This is a genomic window from Pseudomonas sp. PDM31 (assembly GCF_019218965.1).
In the GTDB taxonomy this organism is placed as follows: Bacteria; Pseudomonadota; Gammaproteobacteria; order Pseudomonadales; family Pseudomonadaceae; genus Aquipseudomonas.
This window is the reverse complement of record NZ_JAHUWS010000001.1, coordinates 665,081-682,113: the sequence shown is the minus strand read 5'-3', so window position 1 is coordinate 682,113 and position 17,033 is coordinate 665,081. Positions and strand designations below refer to the sequence as shown.

At 58.5% G+C, this 17,033-nt stretch carries 15 protein-coding genes and 2 pseudogenes; 9 read left to right on the top strand and 8 right to left on the bottom strand.

Going from position 1 to position 17,033, the window contains the following annotated elements; genetic code table 11:
* Positions 1–158 precede the first annotated feature (158 nt).
* The 3 genes from KW839_RS02775 (at position 159) to KW839_RS02765 (ending at position 4,237) form a co-directional block, all read left to right on the top strand.
* The gene (locus KW839_RS02775; protein WP_218423332.1) at positions 159–1,235 is read left to right on the top strand and encodes an SCO family protein; all 1,077 of its coding nucleotides are present in this window, start codon (positions 159–161) and stop codon (positions 1,233–1,235) included.
* Positions 1,236–1,347: 112 nt separating this feature from the next.
* Entirely contained in the window at positions 1,348–2,838 is a 1,491-nt protein-coding gene (locus KW839_RS02770) for a sensor histidine kinase (protein WP_218423331.1), read from the top strand.
* Positions 2,807–4,237 carry a sigma-54 dependent transcriptional regulator gene (locus KW839_RS02765; RefSeq protein WP_218423330.1) on the top strand — a complete coding sequence of 477 codons (1,431 nt, stop codon included), beginning with the start codon at positions 2,807–2,809 and terminating at the stop codon, positions 4,235–4,237. Before KW839_RS02770 ends, KW839_RS02765 begins: the two co-directional genes overlap by 32 nt.
* 3 nt (positions 4,238–4,240) lie before the next feature.
* Here KW839_RS02765 and KW839_RS02760 read toward each other — a convergent pair whose 3' ends face one another.
* Positions 4,241–4,624: a hypothetical protein gene (locus KW839_RS02760; protein ID WP_218423329.1), complete on the bottom strand. Its 384-nt coding sequence runs from the start codon at positions 4,622–4,624 to the stop codon at positions 4,241–4,243.
* A gap of 180 nt (positions 4,625–4,804) precedes the next feature.
* Between KW839_RS02760 and KW839_RS02755 the strand changes: the two genes are divergently transcribed.
* Positions 4,805–5,647, top strand: coding sequence for a bifunctional 2-polyprenyl-6-hydroxyphenol methylase/3-demethylubiquinol 3-O-methyltransferase UbiG (locus tag KW839_RS02755; RefSeq protein WP_218423328.1), 843 nt, complete (start codon positions 4,805–4,807; stop codon positions 5,645–5,647).
* Here the strand turns inward: KW839_RS02755 and KW839_RS02750 are convergent.
* The 4 genes and pseudogenes from KW839_RS02750 to yecR all read right to left on the bottom strand — a co-directional run.
* Positions 5,632–5,808, bottom strand: a pseudogene (locus KW839_RS02750) (addiction module antidote protein); the annotation flags it as partial. The gene KW839_RS02755 and the pseudogene KW839_RS02750 sit on opposite strands and share 16 nt — an antisense overlap.
* A gap of 208 nt (positions 5,809–6,016) precedes the next feature.
* Positions 6,017–6,472, bottom strand: coding sequence for a hypothetical protein (locus KW839_RS02745; protein WP_218423409.1), 456 nt, complete (start codon positions 6,470–6,472; stop codon positions 6,017–6,019).
* 190 nt (positions 6,473–6,662) lie between these two features.
* Positions 6,663–6,764, bottom strand: a pseudogene (locus tag KW839_RS27495) (CopG family transcriptional regulator); the annotation flags it as partial.
* Positions 6,765–7,012: 248 nt separating this feature from the next.
* Positions 7,013–7,483, bottom strand: coding sequence for a YecR family lipoprotein (gene yecR, locus KW839_RS02740; protein WP_218423326.1), 471 nt, complete (start codon positions 7,481–7,483; stop codon positions 7,013–7,015).
* 238 nt (positions 7,484–7,721) lie between these two features.
* Here yecR and KW839_RS02735 point away from each other — a divergent pair, with 238 nt between their 5' ends.
* From KW839_RS02735 to KW839_RS02725, 3 genes are all read left to right on the top strand, one after another.
* On the top strand, positions 7,722–8,243 hold the full coding sequence (locus KW839_RS02735) for a sigma-70 family RNA polymerase sigma factor (protein ID WP_218423325.1): 522 nt from the start codon (positions 7,722–7,724) through the stop codon (positions 8,241–8,243).
* Positions 8,240–9,196 carry a FecR domain-containing protein gene (locus KW839_RS02730; RefSeq protein ID WP_218423324.1) on the top strand — a complete coding sequence of 319 codons (957 nt, stop codon included), beginning with the start codon at positions 8,240–8,242 and terminating at the stop codon, positions 9,194–9,196. Before KW839_RS02735 ends, KW839_RS02730 begins: the two co-directional genes overlap by 4 nt.
* A 187-nt stretch (positions 9,197–9,383) precedes the next feature.
* Entirely contained in the window at positions 9,384–11,861 is a 2,478-nt protein-coding gene (locus KW839_RS02725; protein WP_218423323.1) for a TonB-dependent siderophore receptor, read from the top strand.
* A 9-nt stretch (positions 11,862–11,870) separates the two neighbouring features.
* Here KW839_RS02725 and KW839_RS27490 read toward each other — a convergent pair whose 3' ends face one another.
* The 3 genes from KW839_RS27490 to KW839_RS02715 all read right to left on the bottom strand — a co-directional run bounded on the left by KW839_RS27490 (position 11,871) and on the right by KW839_RS02715 (position 14,569).
* Positions 11,871–12,263 (bottom strand): hypothetical protein, encoded by a 393-nt coding sequence (locus KW839_RS27490; RefSeq protein ID WP_256352462.1) that lies wholly within the window; start codon positions 12,261–12,263, stop codon positions 11,871–11,873.
* Positions 12,264–12,651: 388 nt separating this feature from the next.
* Positions 12,652–13,221, bottom strand: a complete 570-nt coding sequence (locus KW839_RS02720; RefSeq protein WP_060543696.1) for a YSC84-related protein — start codon at positions 13,219–13,221, stop codon at positions 12,652–12,654.
* Between the two features lie 346 nt (positions 13,222–13,567).
* Positions 13,568–14,569: a LacI family DNA-binding transcriptional regulator gene (locus KW839_RS02715; protein ID WP_218423322.1), complete on the bottom strand. Its 1,002-nt coding sequence runs from the start codon at positions 14,567–14,569 to the stop codon at positions 13,568–13,570.
* Between the two features lie 190 nt (positions 14,570–14,759).
* Between KW839_RS02715 and KW839_RS02710 the strand changes: the two genes are divergently transcribed.
* The gene (locus tag KW839_RS02710) at positions 14,760–15,926 is read left to right on the top strand and encodes a Gfo/Idh/MocA family protein (RefSeq protein ID WP_371318034.1); all 1,167 of its coding nucleotides are present in this window, start codon (positions 14,760–14,762) and stop codon (positions 15,924–15,926) included.
* Positions 15,927–15,964: 38 nt separating this feature from the next.
* Positions 15,965–17,017 (top strand): sugar phosphate isomerase/epimerase, encoded by a 1,053-nt coding sequence (locus KW839_RS02705; RefSeq protein WP_218423408.1) that lies wholly within the window; start codon positions 15,965–15,967, stop codon positions 17,015–17,017.
* Positions 17,018–17,033 lie beyond the last annotated feature (16 nt).

Below are 17,033 nucleotides of genomic sequence, written 5' to 3'. Positions count from 1 at the left end.
GGGGGGAAGTCCCCGTTTTTCTCCAGGTTTATGGTGTGTTTATATTGGTAAGTCGTTGAATTTAATAGAGTTGACAATTCTGCGTCAGTTAGTTGCAAGTCTGGCGAGGTCCTTGCAAAACCTTCATCACCTCCTTCATGACGTAGAGGCGGCTGGTGATGAAAAACAACGTGCGCTCGCGAGCCTGGGGCATGCATCTGGTACTGGCTGTGGTGGTCGGTTTGCTGGCCAGCCAGCTACTGCTCGCCAAGCGCGCGCCGTCGACACCTGAGCCGGCTGTCGAAGCTGAGTCCGAGTCTGCCACCCCGTGGGGGGGCGACTACTTCCCCAATATTCTGCTGACCAACCAGGACGGTCAGCAGGTGCGTTTCTTCGATGATCTGATCAAAGGCAAAGTGGTGGTGATCAACTTCATCTTCACTTCGTGCAGCGACTCCTGCCCACTGGAAACCGCTCGCCTGCGCCAGGTGCAGAAGCTGCTGGGCGATCGTGTCGGCAAGGACATCTTTTTCTACTCCATCAGCATCGATCCCTTGAGCGATACACCTGAAGTACTCAAGGCCTATGCGCAACGCTTTCAGATCGGGCCGGGCTGGCAGTTCCTCACCGGCGAATTTGCCGATATCACCGATCTGCGCAAAAAGCTCGGTTTGTTCATCGACGGCGTCGACAACGGCCGCAACAAGGACCACAACCTGAGCCTGATCGTCGGCAACCAGAGCACCGGACGCTGGATGAAAGCCTCGCCCTTCGAGAACCCCTGGATAATCGCCGATCAACTGGCCAACACCTTGCAGAACTGGAAGCAAGCCAGCACGGGAGAAAGCTACGCGGACGCTCCCGAAATCCGTCCGCCGAGCAATGGCGAAGAGCTGTTCCGCACCCGTTGCGCCTCCTGTCACAGCCTGGGCCCGCTGGACGGTCAGGGCATTGGCCTGCGCAGCATCGGCCCGGATCTGATCGGCGTGACCCGTCTGCGCGATCCGGCCTGGCTCACCCGCTGGATTCGCGAACCGGATCGCATGCTGGCCGAGAAAGACCCTATTGCCATGGAGCTGTTCGAGCGTTTCAACAAGATCCCGATGCCCAACCTGCGCCTTGACCAGGCTGCTGCGCAGTCGATCATCGAGTTCCTGCACGAAGAAACCGAGCGCCAGCAGCCATCGGTAGCACCACTGGTCAGCGGTACCGACGAGCCGGCAATTGCGCCGTCGAACATGAGTCAGGTGCAGTGATTGAGAAGTGGAAGTGTCGAAATAGTGACGTTGGCCAGTCCATTGCATCAATGTTACCTACACTGATGCAAAGGGCTGAAAAGGTTTGATTTCAAGGAAGCAGGACCCGCCCATGCAAATAATCGAACAACAAAAAATCATACCGGTGCCACCGGCACCACAAAGCAAGGGGTGGCGGCCTCAGTTCAATCTGTTGCGCTGGTTTTCCCTGGCCAGCTTTTTCATCATCGCTATCGTGGCGCTGGGTCTGGGTTATATCTCCACGCGTTTTGTGGTGGACGAAAGCATCGAGCGCGACTCGATGCTGACTGCGCAGTTCATCCAGGCCATCGGTGAAGCGGAGATCCGCCATGCCGGAATTTCCCCGAACCGGACCATGGGCGAGATGCTCGACCCGCGCATGGACAATGATTATCCAGATGTCAGCCCCGCAGCCCGGGCTGCTTCTCGTATTGAGTTTCTCGATCACGTGGAACATCTGCCGGACATTCTGCTGGCAACGGTTTACGCCCACGATCGCACGGTGGTCTGGTCGACCAACCCGGAACTGATCGGCACGCGCATCGACGATGACGATGAGCTGGCCGAGGCCTTTGAGATGAAAGAACCGGTGTCTACCAGTTACCACGAGATCGATGAGGGACGTCCCGAGCAACGGTTGTTGCGTGAGCCGGAATACCTGTTCGTCGAGAACTACATCCCGCTGTTCAATGCCGACAAAAGCAAAGTGTTAGCCATGGTCGAGATCTACAAGGAACCGGTTGATCTGGTGGGACGCATCCAGCGCGGGTTCAAGGCGATCTGGCTGGCCACCCTGATCGGAGGGGCGGCGATTTATCTCGGGCTGTTCTGGATCGTGCGGCACGCCGCAATGCTGTTGCAGAGCCAGCAGAAGCAGCTGATCGCCAATGAAACCTTTGTCGCCCTGGGGGAGATGTCCTCGGCAGTGGCGCACAGCTTGCGTAATCCTCTGGCGAACATCCGTTCCAGTGCCGAACTGGCCCAGGAAATCGCCAGCCAGACAGCGCAGAAAAACATCGGCGACATCATCAGCCAGGTCGACCGCATGTCGCGCTGGGTCCGCGACCTGCTGGTATCGCTGCGACCGGTGAACGACGACTGTGAAACCGTCGATCTGGTGCTGGTCATCGACGACACCCTCAGTGCCTTCGAGTCGTTGATCAAGCGCTCGCAGGTCGAGGTGCGCTTCACCCCCAAAAGCGTGCCACCGATCGTCAGCCAGCAGATGCTGTTGACGCAAATACTCAATAGCCTGTTTGCAAATGCACTGGAAGCGATGCCCAAGGGCGGCGTATTGACGATCGATATCGAGTCGCCTGCGCCAGGGCAGCTGCGCATGGCCCTGACCGATACTGGCAAGGGCATGTCCAGACAGCAGCAGCAAATGGTCTTTAAACCGTTTTTCACCACCAAGCAGGGCGGGCTGGGCGTAGGCCTGGCCCTGGTAAAAAGAATAATGGAGCGGTTTGAAGGCTCGGTCGAACTGACCAGCAAGGAGCAGGAAGGAACCCGCGTGTGTCTCAATTTCAAAGTGGCAACGGGAGGGGAATATGGAGCACAGCGTACTGCTGGTCGAGGATGACGAAATCCTTGCCGAGAATATTCAGACCTACCTGGAGCGCAAGGCCTTCGAGGTGACTGTCTGCCATTCGGCTGAAGACGCACTGGAGCATTTGAGGTCTTTCGTTCCAGATGTGGTACTGACCGACAACTCATTGCCCGGCATGAGTGGTCACGACCTGATCCAGAAGCTGCGCGTCAGCGCGCCGGATCTGAAAGTGATCATGATGACCGGCTACGGCAACGTCGAAGACGCGGTGGTCGCGATGAAAGAGGGCGCCTTTCATTACGTCACCAAACCTGTGGCCCTGCCGGAGCTCAAGCTGCTGCTGGACAAGGCCCTGGCCACCGACCGAATGGAGCGCACCCTGTCGTTCTACCAGGAGCGTGAAGCCCAGAAGTCCGGGGTGCAGGCTTTGATTGGCGAGTCGGAGCCGATGCAGTACCTCAAGGGCACCATTGCCCAGTTGCTCGACGCCGAACGGCGAATGGCCAACAGTGATCTGCCGCCGGTATTGGTCGAAGGCGAGACCGGCACCGGCAAAGAGTTGGTGGCCCGGGCCTTGCACTTTGACGGCCCGCGCAGCAAAGGACCGTTCATTGAATTCAACTGCGCCTCGATTCCGTCCAATCTGGTGGAGTCGGAACTGTTCGGCCACGAGAAGGGCGCCTTTACCGACGCCAAGGACCGCCGCATGGGGCTGGTGGAAGCGGCCGATGGTGGCACGCTGTTCCTTGATGAAATCGGTGAAATGGACCTGCTGCTGCAAGCCAAACTGCTGAAACTGCTGGAAGACCGCACCATCCGCCGGGTCGGCTCGGTCAAGGAGCGCAAGGTCGATCTACGGGTGATCAGCGCCACCAACTGCAACCTCGAACAGATGGTTCAGCAGGGCAAGTTTCGCCGAGACCTGTTTTTCCGCCTGCGCATCATTTCGATCAAGGTGCCGCGCCTGTACACCCGTGGTGCCGACATCCTGCTGCTGGCCAGGCACTTTCTGGCCACCCATGGCAAACGCTACGGCAAGCCGAACCTGCATTTCAGCGAGCACGCCGAAGCCCTGCTGCTCAGCTACAGCTGGCCGGGCAACGTGCGCGAATTGCGCAATATGCTCGAACAGACCGTGTTGCTCGCGCAAAGCGACACCATTGCCGCCCATCAACTCAATGTCTGCCTGAGCCTGGTGGACGAGCCCTTGGCGCAGCAAGAGGTGCCGCAGTATCACGACCAGCGTCCGGCCTACAACGGCAGCGAGTCGATGAACCTGCCGGAAGTGGAACGCGACATGGTGCGCAAGATGCTCGACAAGACCGACTGGAACGTCACCAAGTCGGCGCGCCTGTTGGGGCTCAGTCGCGACATGCTGCGTTACCGCATCGAAAAACTCGGCCTTGCGCGCCCGGACAAGCGCCAGTGGTAGATGTCACTGCAGCCTGGGCGGCTTTCGACCGCAGCTCATCATGCATGAGGGATCGACGACTTCCTGGTTCACGTAGATGCCGCGCTCCGGATCATAGGCGCGGATGAACACGCGAACGGTGGCATCGGCCACTGTCGGTAAACGCGAGTCGGAGAACACATGCTCGCTCGAAGCAGGGATGAAATTGCCCGGCTCGGTCGGGATGTATGAACCTGGCGGTATGGTGCTCAGCGAAGGCGGGGAAGGGTGGGCGAAGGGCTGGTCTGTCCCGTAATAATTGAATTCACTGCTGTCACTGTCGGTTTGCATCGCACTGTCGTCCGCGTAGGCGCCCGGCGAGGCGATCAGGCAGAGGGTGAGCAGCAGCGTCAGATCGGTTTTTTTCATGGCGGCACCTGCGAAAGCGGTTCCAATGCATTTCCCCAAGGTCATTAACTATAGCCCTCCCGTGGGGCCGCCGCCGGTGCGGGTCACTTACAGGTTCGCAACAAACTGCTCATGGGGTTGCCAGCAGGGTTGATTTAGACTCCGGCCGATTATTCAAACGACCGTCCACTGGAGCGTGCAATGGAAATGCCGACAAAAGAAGCCGCCATCGCGAGCAACCGCGAGGCCTGGAACGACTCCGCCCGCCATCACAAAGACTCCCCGGATTGGCCGGCCCTGGCAGACGCGGTGCGCCAGGCGAATTATTCCTGTCTGGATGAAACCCTCAGCGGTTTACTGAGGCAGGTGGGGGTCGCGGGCAAGGACCTGGTCCAACTGGGCTGCAACAACGGTCGCGAAAGCCTGTCACTGTTTGCCCTGGGAGCCCGCAGCGTGGTCGGCGTCGACCAGTCAGGGGCCTTCCTCGAACAGGCAAGGGAACTGGCGTCGCGTTCACCCCATGCGCCGCAATTTATCGAAGCAGACATCCACCAGTTACCGGCCGACTTGCAGGGGCGTTTCGATGTGGCGCTGATCACCATCGGCGTCCTCAACTGGATGCCGGACATCGGCGCATTCTTGCGTCACGTCGCGCAAACCCTGAAACCGGGCGGCGCGCTGGTGGTGTACGAAACTCACCCGTTCCTGGAAATGTTCGATCCCGAGGCCGCTGACCCGTTTCGCCTCTCAAGCTCCTATTTTCGCAGCGAGCCGTTCGTGCAGCACGAACCGATCGTCTATGAAGGCAAGGTCGAACAACCGTCCGCGCCGTCCTACTGGTTCGTCCACACCCTGGGCGACCTGTTCAGCGGCGCCATTGCGGCGGGGCTGCAGATCAGCCACTTCAAGGAATATGCGCATTCCAACCGCGAGGAGGCCTATGACCGCTATCAGCAGCAGGTGGCGCAGTTGCCGTTGTGCTTTACGTGGGTGGCGGTGAAGGGGCGGGATAGCGTAGGGGATGCCGATCAGAGATTTGAGTGACTGGTCGAGTGACCGGGCTGTGCGCAGAGCTCGATACCCAAGGCATGAATGACCTTCAGGACCGTGTCGAAGCGTGGCTTTGCACCGGGTGCGAAAGCCTTGTACAGGCTTTCGCGACCCATTGCAGATTCTTTGGCTATCGGTGTCATGCCCTGGACTTTGAATCCCCCCAGAGCCTATGCGCGTAGCGAGACACAAGCAGGCTTGCCCCCGAGGGCCCCGTCGCGGGCAAGCATGCGCGTTGGCGCATTTCTCCCGGCCCCGTGGCGTGCGGCGGACCGAGTAGCATGGAAACGGGGCAGAGGCTGATGAATTTGTCAGCGTCGCGCAGACGGCTGCACTCCAACACGTAGTGGGAGCTATCCAACCTCAATCAAACTGCTTTGATGCGCTGGCAATGCGTTGGTACTTACGCAGCTGCCGGTTAGCGCTGCGGATATCCAGAAAAAATATCTCTCCGCTGCGCCACAGCAGCATCCACGCGGTGACGGTAACGACCCCCACGGGGATCGTGCCTTCAATGCCCAGAGCCGTGCCTGTCAGCGCCAAGGCTAGTGCCAAGCCCAGGAGTATCAGCGCTACCAGCCGCTGGCTGCGAATATCCCCTCTGAGTTGTTCGCTCTTTTCCTCAAAGGTATTGCTCATGGCTTGCTGCAGGCGTTCACGCTCATCTTGCGGGCAGCAAATCTGCAGGCACAGCTCGGAGTGGTACCAGGCGCTATCCGAAAGGTAGTCCACCAGTTCGGGGCTCAGCTTGGGGGTGGCCGGCGAGGCAAACGGATTGAGGTAATCATGGGGGATCGTCAGATCGATTTTTTTAGTCATAACTAACCTTTGCTTGGTGGACTTGTGGATGGAGGCTTTAGTGTTCAAGGTAAAGCTAGACGCAAGACAGCTGATCTGCCTGATCTGCAGTCGCACGCGCTGTACAGGAGCGAAACTGCGTACACAGCTTCCACCGGGATGCATCGGTGATTTTGTTGGTCGAGGGGGTAGGAGTGAAATGCCGGTCGAAGACTTGCGAAGGCGTTAGGTCTTTTGCGGCACAGAGATTTTCGAATGCTTTTTTCTTTACGGGATCAATGAGAACAGTGAGGCGTACTGTCTTGCGTTCCATTTGCACAGTTGTGCGATCACAGCGCCGGGCAGGCTAAACAGGGGGCCGAGATTAGTCAGGGATTTGTACGCATGGCTGAGTATCTGAATAGCCTAGGGAAAAAGGGGACGGATTGGGACGGATTTAATTTTCGTAAAGGGAAGGGAAAAAATCCGTCCCTTTTTTGATCCTTGACCGAGCGCTATCACAACCATCGCTAGTACCGTAGGGCGCCTAACCCGCAATGGGTAATAAGCCAGTTGCGGACGTTACTCAGCCATAATCGCCTGATACTGCTTCTGGTACTCGGCATAGGGCAGGTTTTGATCCATCAATGCTTTTACGCGCGCTTCCTTGTACTGAGCAGGAGTCAGCATTCCAACCGGTACCGACGAGAGCGTCGAAGCTGATGCTTGGTTAGCGGGTGTGATGTTTCCGATGCATTGATATTTGACGATCATCTGGCCTGCGGTGCAATTACCCCAGCCATCGCGGGCCTGGCAATTCTGGGTTTGCCCACCGAAGGATTCGGCGCGGTTGTAACCCCATACAGCACACTTGCTGTTTGCAATTGATTCGGCTTGTTTATAGTCAACGACCGGTGTCTCAAAGGGTTTGAAATCATAAGCCATATCGATTGAGCCGTCCGCTCGGCTCCCGCCTGTTGCGTAGAAGTCTTTACGGGTGGAACAGCCAGTTACCACAACAGCCAGCAGGACCAGAAAAAGTAGCGTACGCATAGAGGAGCACTCTTCAGATACAAGAGGCACAATGATGGCAATACGCCACGTAGCTGTCTACAGAAACGATTCCTGAATGGGCGAACGATTTAAATGCAGACGACGGCAATAGCGTTGAATGACCGGAGTCAATCAAAGCACCCCCGCTGACACGACCACCTCATTACCGCCTCTTGCAAATCATCCAGCGAACAGATGACAATAAGAGTCATTATCAGTCGCGAATCATTCCATCACCATGTCCGCCAATGATTTAACCCTGCACAGTGCCGTCAATGCTTTGTATTACGAGCATCATGGTTGGCTCAATGGCTGGCTGCGCAAGCGTTTGGGCAATTCGTTCGATGCGGCTGATCTGGCACAGGACACTTTCGTTCGGGTCATCAGGGCGCGTAATGCGTTGGAGATTCGCGAGCCGCGACCGTACCTTTCGATGGTCGCAAAGGGCTTGCTGATCGATCTGTTCCGTCGGCGTTCTCTGGAACAGGCCTATCTGGAAGCCCTGGCTGCCATGCCGGAACAGGCGCAACCCTCATTGGAGGAGCAGGCAATCCTGTTGCAAGCGCTGATGGAAATCGACCGCTTGCTGCAAGGGCTGGGGGCTAAAGTGAAGCAGGTGTTCATCCTGTCTCAGTTCGAGGGGTTGACCTATCCGCAGATTGCCCAGCGCCTGGGTATCAGCTCGCGCACGGTCAACAACTACATGGCCAAGGCCATGGAGCATTGCTGTCTGATGCAGATTCAGATGCAAATGGCATGAGCCTTTCAGACATTGAGTTAAAGGCGATCAGCGCCGCTGCCAAGTGGTACGCGCGACTTCACTCCGGTGTCGCGACTGAGTCGGATCGATCAGCCTGGAACGACTGGCTGGCCGCTGACCCGTACCATCGTCAAGCCTGGCAACGCATGGCGGCCGTCGGCGAGCAGATGGCAAGCGTGCCGGGCGCCCTGGCTTCACCCGCGTTGCGCGATGCTGATCTGTCCCGGCGTCAGCTGGTGCGCGGTGTGCTGCTGCTGTCTTGCGCCAGTTCTATTGGTTGGTTGGGCTGGCGCAGTGAAACCTCCCGCAGTTTGTTCGCCGATTTGCGTACCGCCGTGGGCGAGCGCCGTGAAGTCCGGTTGGCCGATGGCAGCTCAGTGCTTCTCAACACCGACACTTCCCTCAACGTTCGATTTGACGCTCATCGGCGGGTGCTGGAACTGTTGTCGGGTGAAATTCTTGTGACGACCGCTGCTGATCCGTCGCAGCGCCCGTTCAAGGTGCTCACCCGCCACGGCGAAGTGCTGGCGCTGGGAACGCGCTTCATCGTCCGCTCCCGGGAGCCGGGTGGCGAAGTGGCGGTATTGGAGAAGGCCGTTCAGGTCAGTTCGGCTGCGGGCGGGGCGATGATGCGTGTGGAGGCCGGACAATCGGTGGCGTTCAACGGTCGCTCAGTGGGGGCGTTGCGGCGTAACGATGCTTCGGTCGGGGCATGGCAGCAGGGCAGCATTATCGCAATCGATCGCCCCTTGGGTGAATTGCTCGCAGACATTTCGCGCTATCGCCGCGGCGTGCTGCGCTGTGATCCGCGTATTGCCCAACTGAAGGTCTCCGGAGCGTTCCCCATCGATAACACGGATATGGCGCTGGCGGCGCTGGAAAGTGGATTGTCCCTGCGCGTGACACGGTACAGCCGCTATTGGGTCAACGTATCGGGCGCTGATCCGCGCTGAATATGGACCTGGCACCGCGTAGCGGCATGCAGGCCTGCGTTGACGTCGACGGACACGCCGAGCGTGCGGGCAAGGCCACTCCCACAGGCCGTTGAAAATAGTTTTCGTGGGTTTGCACTTTTTGTCCTCCTCGTTCGGCTCATCCCTCAATGAGTTTTTATTGATCTTGTTTTGGGGGAGGGTAAGCATGTCTCGGATGTACAAGCCTGGTCGTCTGGCGACGACCTTGAAGGTAGGTCTATGGATCGCGGCGACGGGTGTCTGGTCGACTTCAACGATTGCGGCACAGGTTGCGGCGCAGCATCAGAGTGAGGTCAAAACCTTCGACATTGCCGGGGGTAGCCTGACCGAAGTGCTCAGCCATTTCGCCAGTGCGGCGGGCGCGCCGATTTCATTCGATGCGCGACAAACCGAAGGGTTGAGATCCCCCGGGCTCAAGGGGGCGTTTGGGGTCGATGAAGGCTTCGCACGGACTCTCTACGGCAGCGGTCTGCAAGCGCAGTACCAAGCCAACGGGACTTATGTGCTGCGACCGGTACCGACTTTCGGTTCGGCGCTGGAACTGGGCGCCACCACCATCAATGCTCAGGTGCTTGGCGCAACGACCGAGTACAGCGGCTCGTACACCACGGGCGCCGTGACCATTGGCAAGGGCGAGCACTCCCTCAAGGAAACGCCGCAATCGGTCACGGTGATGACCCGCAAGATGCTCGATGATCAAAACCTCAACACCATCGATCAAGTCATGGAAAAGACGCCGGGCATTACCGTGTATGACTCAACCATGGGCGGCAAATACTTCTATTCCCGCGGTTTCAGGATGTCGGGCCAATATCAGTACGATGGCGTCCCCCTGGACATGGGCAACCTCTATGTCCAGGCCGACAGTTTCAGTGGTGACATGGCCTATTACGACCGGGTAGAAATCCTGCGCGGTGCAGCGGGAATGATGAAAGGCTCGGGTGGCACCGCCGGTGGCGTCAACTTCGTGCGCAAACGTGGCCAGGCAACCCCGCATACCGAACTCACGCTGTCCGGTGGCAGTTGGGACAACTATCGTGGACAGGTCGATACCGGCGGCCCGCTGAATGACGCCGGCACGCTACGCGGCCGCGCCGTCGTCGCCGAGCAGAGCCGGCATTACTTTGTCGACGACGCCAGCCGCAAGGACCAGGTGTATTACGGCGCTGTCGACATGGATGTGAGCCCCGACACGACTGTCGGGCTGGGCGTTGCCTATGAAGATGTCGATGCCAATCCTTGTTGGGGTGGCCTGCCGCGCTACAGGGACCGAAGCGATCTGAAGCTCAGCCGCTCGACCTGCCTCGATCCGTCCTGGAACACGTGGCGCAGTCAGCGCACCACCGTTTTCAGTGATCTGCAGCATCAGATCAACGACAACTGGGCATTGAAGGTCGCCAGTGTTTATACAAAGAACACCCAGGACATCAAGTACGCGTTCGCTTCCGGTGCGGTGACCCCAGGCATCAATACCACTGGCATGCTGGGCAGTATGTACGACTACGATCAGGTCGATTACGGTCTGGACGCCTACGTGGATGGCAAGTTCGACGCGTTCGGTCAGCAGCATGAACTGGTGGTGGGTGCCAATGCCAGTCGCGGCAAGAAAGACGACTTCTATTCGGTGGCGTTTCTGCCGCAGCGGCAGAATGTGTTCAACCCCGATAAACATATTCCCGAGCCGGACGACAGCTACTTTATCGACAATTCGTCGCGCGGCGGGCCGGTCAATTCGGTGGCCAAACAAAAGGGTGTCTACTCGATCCTTCGATTGAAGCTGGCGGACCCTCTGACCTTTGTCGCCGGTAGTCGAGTGAGCTGGTACAACTCGGACACCGACTATGACTTCATCAACACCGGCACCTCGGAGCACTCCAGTACCACGGAGACCGGACAGGTCACGCCATTTGCCGGTGTGCTGCTGGATTTGAACGAAAACCTGACGGCCTATGCCAGTTACTCGGACATCTTTACCCCGCAGGGCAACTACCGCTCCGAAGACGGCTCAGCGCTCAAGCCACTGGTGGGTCAGAGTTATGAACTGGGGATCAAGGGAGCCTGGTTCGAAGGGCGCCTGAACAGCGCCTTCAATCTGTTCCGCACGATCCAGAAAGACCAGGCCCAGACGGACTTCAATTCTTCCTGCCCGTCATCCGACGGCTATTGCTACGTCAATGCCGGCAAGGTTCGCGCCCAAGGCTTCGAAGCCGAGATCAGTGGCGAAGTCATCGAGCGCCTGCAGTTGCTCGCAGGCTACACCTACACCCAGACCAAAACCCTTGATGACATCGACGACAGCCTGGACGGCGCCGCCTTCAACACCTATGTACCTCGACACATGCTGCGCATGTGGGGGGACTATGCGTTGAGTGGTTCGCTTGAACGCTTCACCATTGGTGCAGGGGTCAACGCGCAAAGCGATAACTTTCGGGTTTCTCCCGCCAGTGGCGAGAACATCACCCAGTCCGGTTATGCAATCTGGAACGGCCGCATCGGCTACCGCATCGATGACACCTGGTCTGTCGCGCTCAATGGCAACAACCTGTTTGACAAGCGCTACTACGCCACCATCGGCACCGAGTCCTTCGGGAACTACTACGGCGATCCACGCAACTTCATGGTTTCGGTCAAAGCGAGTTTTTGAGGCTTCGCATTAGCGACGATAATAGCGGCGATCGTCCTCGTAACGGTGCCGCATGGCCCGGTCCTGGTGGCGATCCCAATCACGATGGCGTTCAGCTTCTCGGCGGGCCTGCTCTCTACGCCACTGATCCCTGCGCCAGTCGTCGCGGCGCCAGTCATGTCTACGATCGTGCCAACGGTCGTCGTGCCAGTACCGATCGTCATGGGCAAGCAATGGCTGCGCGTCGCCTATACTGGCCAAGGTTGGCCATGGGTTGCTGGCAGCCTGGGCCTGAGCTTGAACGGCTGTAACTTCAGTTGTGTAAACAGGGGTTGAAGGCTTCATCTGTGTAGCTGATGCCGAGCCCACCGCCGCGAACGCGAAGAGGCCGAGGAGTAGCATCCGTGGGTCAGGGAATTTCATGAGCGAAGACAACCTCTGATTGAGCGATTGGACCTGTTGGCATCTGGTTGCAGGAAGTCTGCCGGTTCGCGCATGCAAGCGAATGTGCCTATCCACATAGACCGATATGTAGGGAAAAGTTCTAGGGGGCGCTGTTTAAATATCTCGTTGCCTCAGGATTCAACGCGCTGAGAGATTTGCTGTCTCGATGACCGCTTCTGGCTGTTTTCTGCCTGTGGCCACAGGCAGTTTTGGGTCGATCCAAGTCATGCTGTCGCCACACATCCGCCCTGAGAAAAGGGGACGGAATTTAACGGGAAAAGAAGGGAAGGGAAGATTAATCCGTCCCCTTTTTTGTGTTTGTGCTTTGTTGTGGTCCCTTTTTTTGTGAAGGGACTTGCAGACGGCCTCAGCGATTCAGCTTGGTAATTTTTGAACCCTGCAATCCCAGCCCGGCCATTAAGCCCTTTTGATCAAAGATGAACGCATAGACATCGGACTGAGCTGTTGAAGTAGTCAACGACCTGGCCATGCCTGAATCTACGACCACGATGCTTGGGCCCACACCGACCTCAAATCCATTAACATTTTTCAGATCGTTCATCGCTGAATAGGTCATGAAGAACATCACGTAACCAAACTTCTGCACGCCCGCCTGAAGGCCGTATGAGGCTGCTGTGGTCGCGTAATACCCCGTGACTTTTCCGTTCTCAATCAACTCGCCTTCGCCATGCTGTGCGCCGGCAATGAGGCCGGCTTTCAGCACTTCAGGGAAAACGAGAATACCCTTGGCTCGCTGCGCGAGGGCGCGCGCTTGCGGCGTTTTGGCATACAAACTCTGTAACGCCGCGTTCGCGTCGCGGTTCATTTGCGCGTTAGCAGCCTTCACATCTGAGGCGGAAGTGGGTTGATGCATTTGGCAGCCCGCCGAGAAAGCGAGGATTGAAATCATTGCCATCATTCGAAGGTTTTTGGTCATGAGCAATATTCCGTTTCTGTACCTGCCATTGAGGGACTTGCGTGGCGATCGCCGTTGCGGATCAAAGACTGACGGGGTCGATCTTTCACTTAGACTTTAACCCTATTAAGCGGTTGGTCAAATGCTATTCACATGCATGTTTCTGAGACAAAATCGACAGTCAGCTTTGGGTCCTGTTCATACAGTAGACAGTCATCCGCCCCGAGAAAAAGGGGACGGAATTTAAAGGGAAGGGAAAGTAAATCTGTCCTCTTTTTTCTCTTTTTTCTCTTTTTTCTCTTTTTTCTCTTTTTTTCCGCGACCGCCAGCGTGAACTCATCGGTCGCGCCCCTCTAAGCCGAACTTGTCACGGGTTTGCGGCTGCAGTGCTGTCGCGCAACGTCAACTCGAACGGCAACACCACATGCCGCTGTACCAGCGGCTCTTTCTCGATCAGCGCAATCAGCATCTCGACGGCTTTCTGGCCGAAGACTTCGGCGGGTTGCGCGATGGTCGTCAGCGGCGGGTCGCAATAGGCCGCAAAGGGAATGTCGTCGAAACCCACCAGCGAAATATCCTCGGGCACCCGCAAGCCCAGCTGCTTGATGCGCTTCAACGCGCCGATGGCCATTTCATCGTTTTCGCAAAACAGTGCGGTGGGGCGCTCGGGCAGTTGCAGCATCGCGGCGGCACCGTCATCGCCGGCCTTCAGGCTGAAATCACCGTGGCAGATCAATGCCGGGTCGGAATCGATTCCGGCCTCGTGCAATGCATCCTGATAACCGGCCACGCGGTCGCGGGTCAGTGGGCTGCTTTTCGGGCCTTTTATCAGGCCGATCCGGCGATGGCCCAGTCCGATCAGGTGTTCGGTCATGGCCTTGGCAGCCGCGCGGTTATCCAGGCTGATGGTTGGATGCCGACCGCCCTGAATGACCTCGCAAGCGTTGACGATGGGCGGCACCTCGGCGCTGGGGAAGGGCGCTTCGAATGGATCGTAGGCGCGCAACTGGATCACGCCGTCGGCCTGATGGTTGTACACCAGCTCGGCGAATTCCCGTTCGATCTCTTCGCGGCCCTGGGTGTCGCACAGCAGCAACCGATAGTTGGCGGCCTGGGCCGCTTGTTGCGCGCCGCTGATCACACGGGCGAAAAAGGTGTTGGCGATGGCCGGCACCAGAATCACCAGGTTGCCGGTGCGGCGCGAGCGAAATTGCACCGCCATCAGGTTCGGCCGGTAGCCGGCCTTTTCCACGGCCGCGTTGACCTTGTCCCGCGTTTCGGGGAGCACGCGTTCAGGCGATTTCAGTGTTCTGGACACCGTGGCCACCGAGACGCCGGCCAGCCGGGCTACTTCACGGATATTGGACAAAATCACCTCGTTATCGAACCGTGCGACCGGCGAGCTTAACGCAGGTTAGCCCTGCGCTGAAATGTTCATCGAGTCAATCCGGGGTTTGACAGGTGCCTGAACTGAGCCTAAATTTCCGCCACGATGTAACCGGTTACATCATGGCCGGGATTCAAGTCTGAAAAGCTCGCTTCAAACAGAGAAAATTGCGATGAACGCTACAGTGTCAAAAATAAGAATGGGATTTGTCGGGGGCGGCGAGGGCGCTTTCATCGCTCAGGCCCACCGTCAGGCCGCCGGGCTCGATGGCCGTTTCGAACTGGTGTGCGGCGCGTTCAGTCGCGATGCACAGAACAATCAGAACACCGGCGCAGCGTTGGGTTTACCGGCCTCGCGTTGCTATGGCGACTGGCAGCAGATGCTCGAGGCTGAGCATGCGTTGCCCGCCGTGCAACGCATGGAATTGCTGGTGATCGTCACGCCTAATCACTTGCATGCACCGGTCGCCAGCCAGGCACTGAGTGCGGGTTTTCATGTGTTCAGTGAAAAACCCGCAGCGCTGAACCTGGCCGAATTGCTGGCGCTCAAGGAGGTGGTGGAGCGCAGTAACCGTCTATATGGCCTGGCCCACACTTACCTGGGCTACCCGATGGTCTGGCAGGCGCGAGAGATGGTCCGCAGCGGCGTGATCGGTGCGGTGCGCAAAGTGATTGTCGAGTATCCCCAGGGCTGGCTCAGCCAGGATGTGGCCGGGCAGGGCAATAAGCAGGCCGAATGGCGCGATCGGCCCGAACAGTCCGGCTTGGGCGGTTGCATTGGCGATATCGGTACCCACGCCTTTTCCCTGGCGGAATTTGTCGCCGATCAACCGATCCAGCACTTGTGCGCGATGTTGGGCGTGCACATCGCCGGCCGGCAGCTCGACGATGACGCCTCGATGCTGTTCAAGATGGCTGACGGCGCCAGCGGCGTGTTGATCGCCAGCCAGGTCTGCGCCGGCGAAGAGAACCCGCTGAAGATCCGCGTCTACGGCGACAAGGGCGGGCTGGAGTGGCGTCAGGAGCAACCCGCGAGCCTGATCCATCGCGCCCTCGATCAACCCCTGCGCATCTTGCGTTCCGGCGTCGGCCAGCCGTGGTTATGCGAGGCTGCCAGCCAACGGATGCGCCTGCCTGCCGGACATCCCGAAGGTTATCTGGAGGCCATGGCCAACCTCTACGGCGATTTTGCCCGTGCCATCCGTGGCGAGGTCGAGGGGCACGACGCCCCCGGCGTGCCCGGGATCGACGTCGGCCTGCGCGGCATGGCGTTCATCGAAACCGTCATCGCCAACCATCGTGGCGACGCCAAGTGGACCGAACTGGTCTGCACCCCATGACACTGGAGACTTCCATGACCGACGCTACTCCTGCTGGCATGCGCGGCCCGGGGATTTTCCTCGCGCAGTTCATGTCCGCCGAAGCACCCTTCGATACCCTGGCCAACATTGCCCAATGGGCAGCGTCCCAGGGCTACCAAGCCATTCAATTGCCCACCCTGGGCACGCAGTTCATCGACCTTGCGCGCGCTGCCGAAAGCCAAAGCTATTGCGACGACTTGAAAGCCGTCTGCGCCCAGGCCGGTATCGAAATCAGTGAGCTGTCGACACATTTGCAAGGCCAACTGGTGGCGGTGCATCCGGCGTTCGACACGCTGTTCGATGACTTTGCACCGGCGGATCTGCGCGGCCAGCCCCAGGCACGTACCGAATGGGCCATCGATCAGTTGAAGCTGGCCGCGCGTGCCAGCAAGCGTCTGGGTTTGAAAGCCCATGCAACTTTTTCGGGCGCGTTGCTCTGGCCGTACATCTACCCTTGGCCGCAGCGGCCGAGCGGGTTGGTAGAGCAAGGTTTTGCCGAATTGGCCAAGCGCTGGCTGCCGATTCTCGACTGTTTCGAAGAAGCCGGCGTCGACCTGTGCTACGAGATCCATCCCGGCGAAGACTTGCACGACGGTGCCTCGTTCGAACGCTTCCTGGAGGCGGTCGATCACCATCCCCGCGCGGCGATTCTGTATGACCCGAGTCATCTGCTGCTGCAGCAAATGGACTACCTGGGTTTCATCGATCGCTACCACGACCGCATCCGCATGTTTCACGTCAAGGACGCTGAGTTCCGCCCCGATGCCCGCTCCGGTGTCTATGGCGGTTATCAGGGTTGGGTGGAGCGGCCGGGGCGTTTCCGCTCATTGGGCGATGGCCAGATCGACTTCAAGTCGATCTTCAGCAAACTGACCCAATACGACTTCGCCGGGTGGGCGGTGCTGGAGTGGGAATGTTGCCTGAAGGACTCCGCGCAGGGCGCCGCAGAAGGGGCGGCGTTCATCGAGCGGCACATGATCAGCAAGACACTGAAGGCGTTCGACGATTTCGCCAGTGTGTCGTCCGACGAGCGCTTCAATCGACGGCTGTTGGGGCTGCCTGACGCCTGAACACTTTTCTCGTACA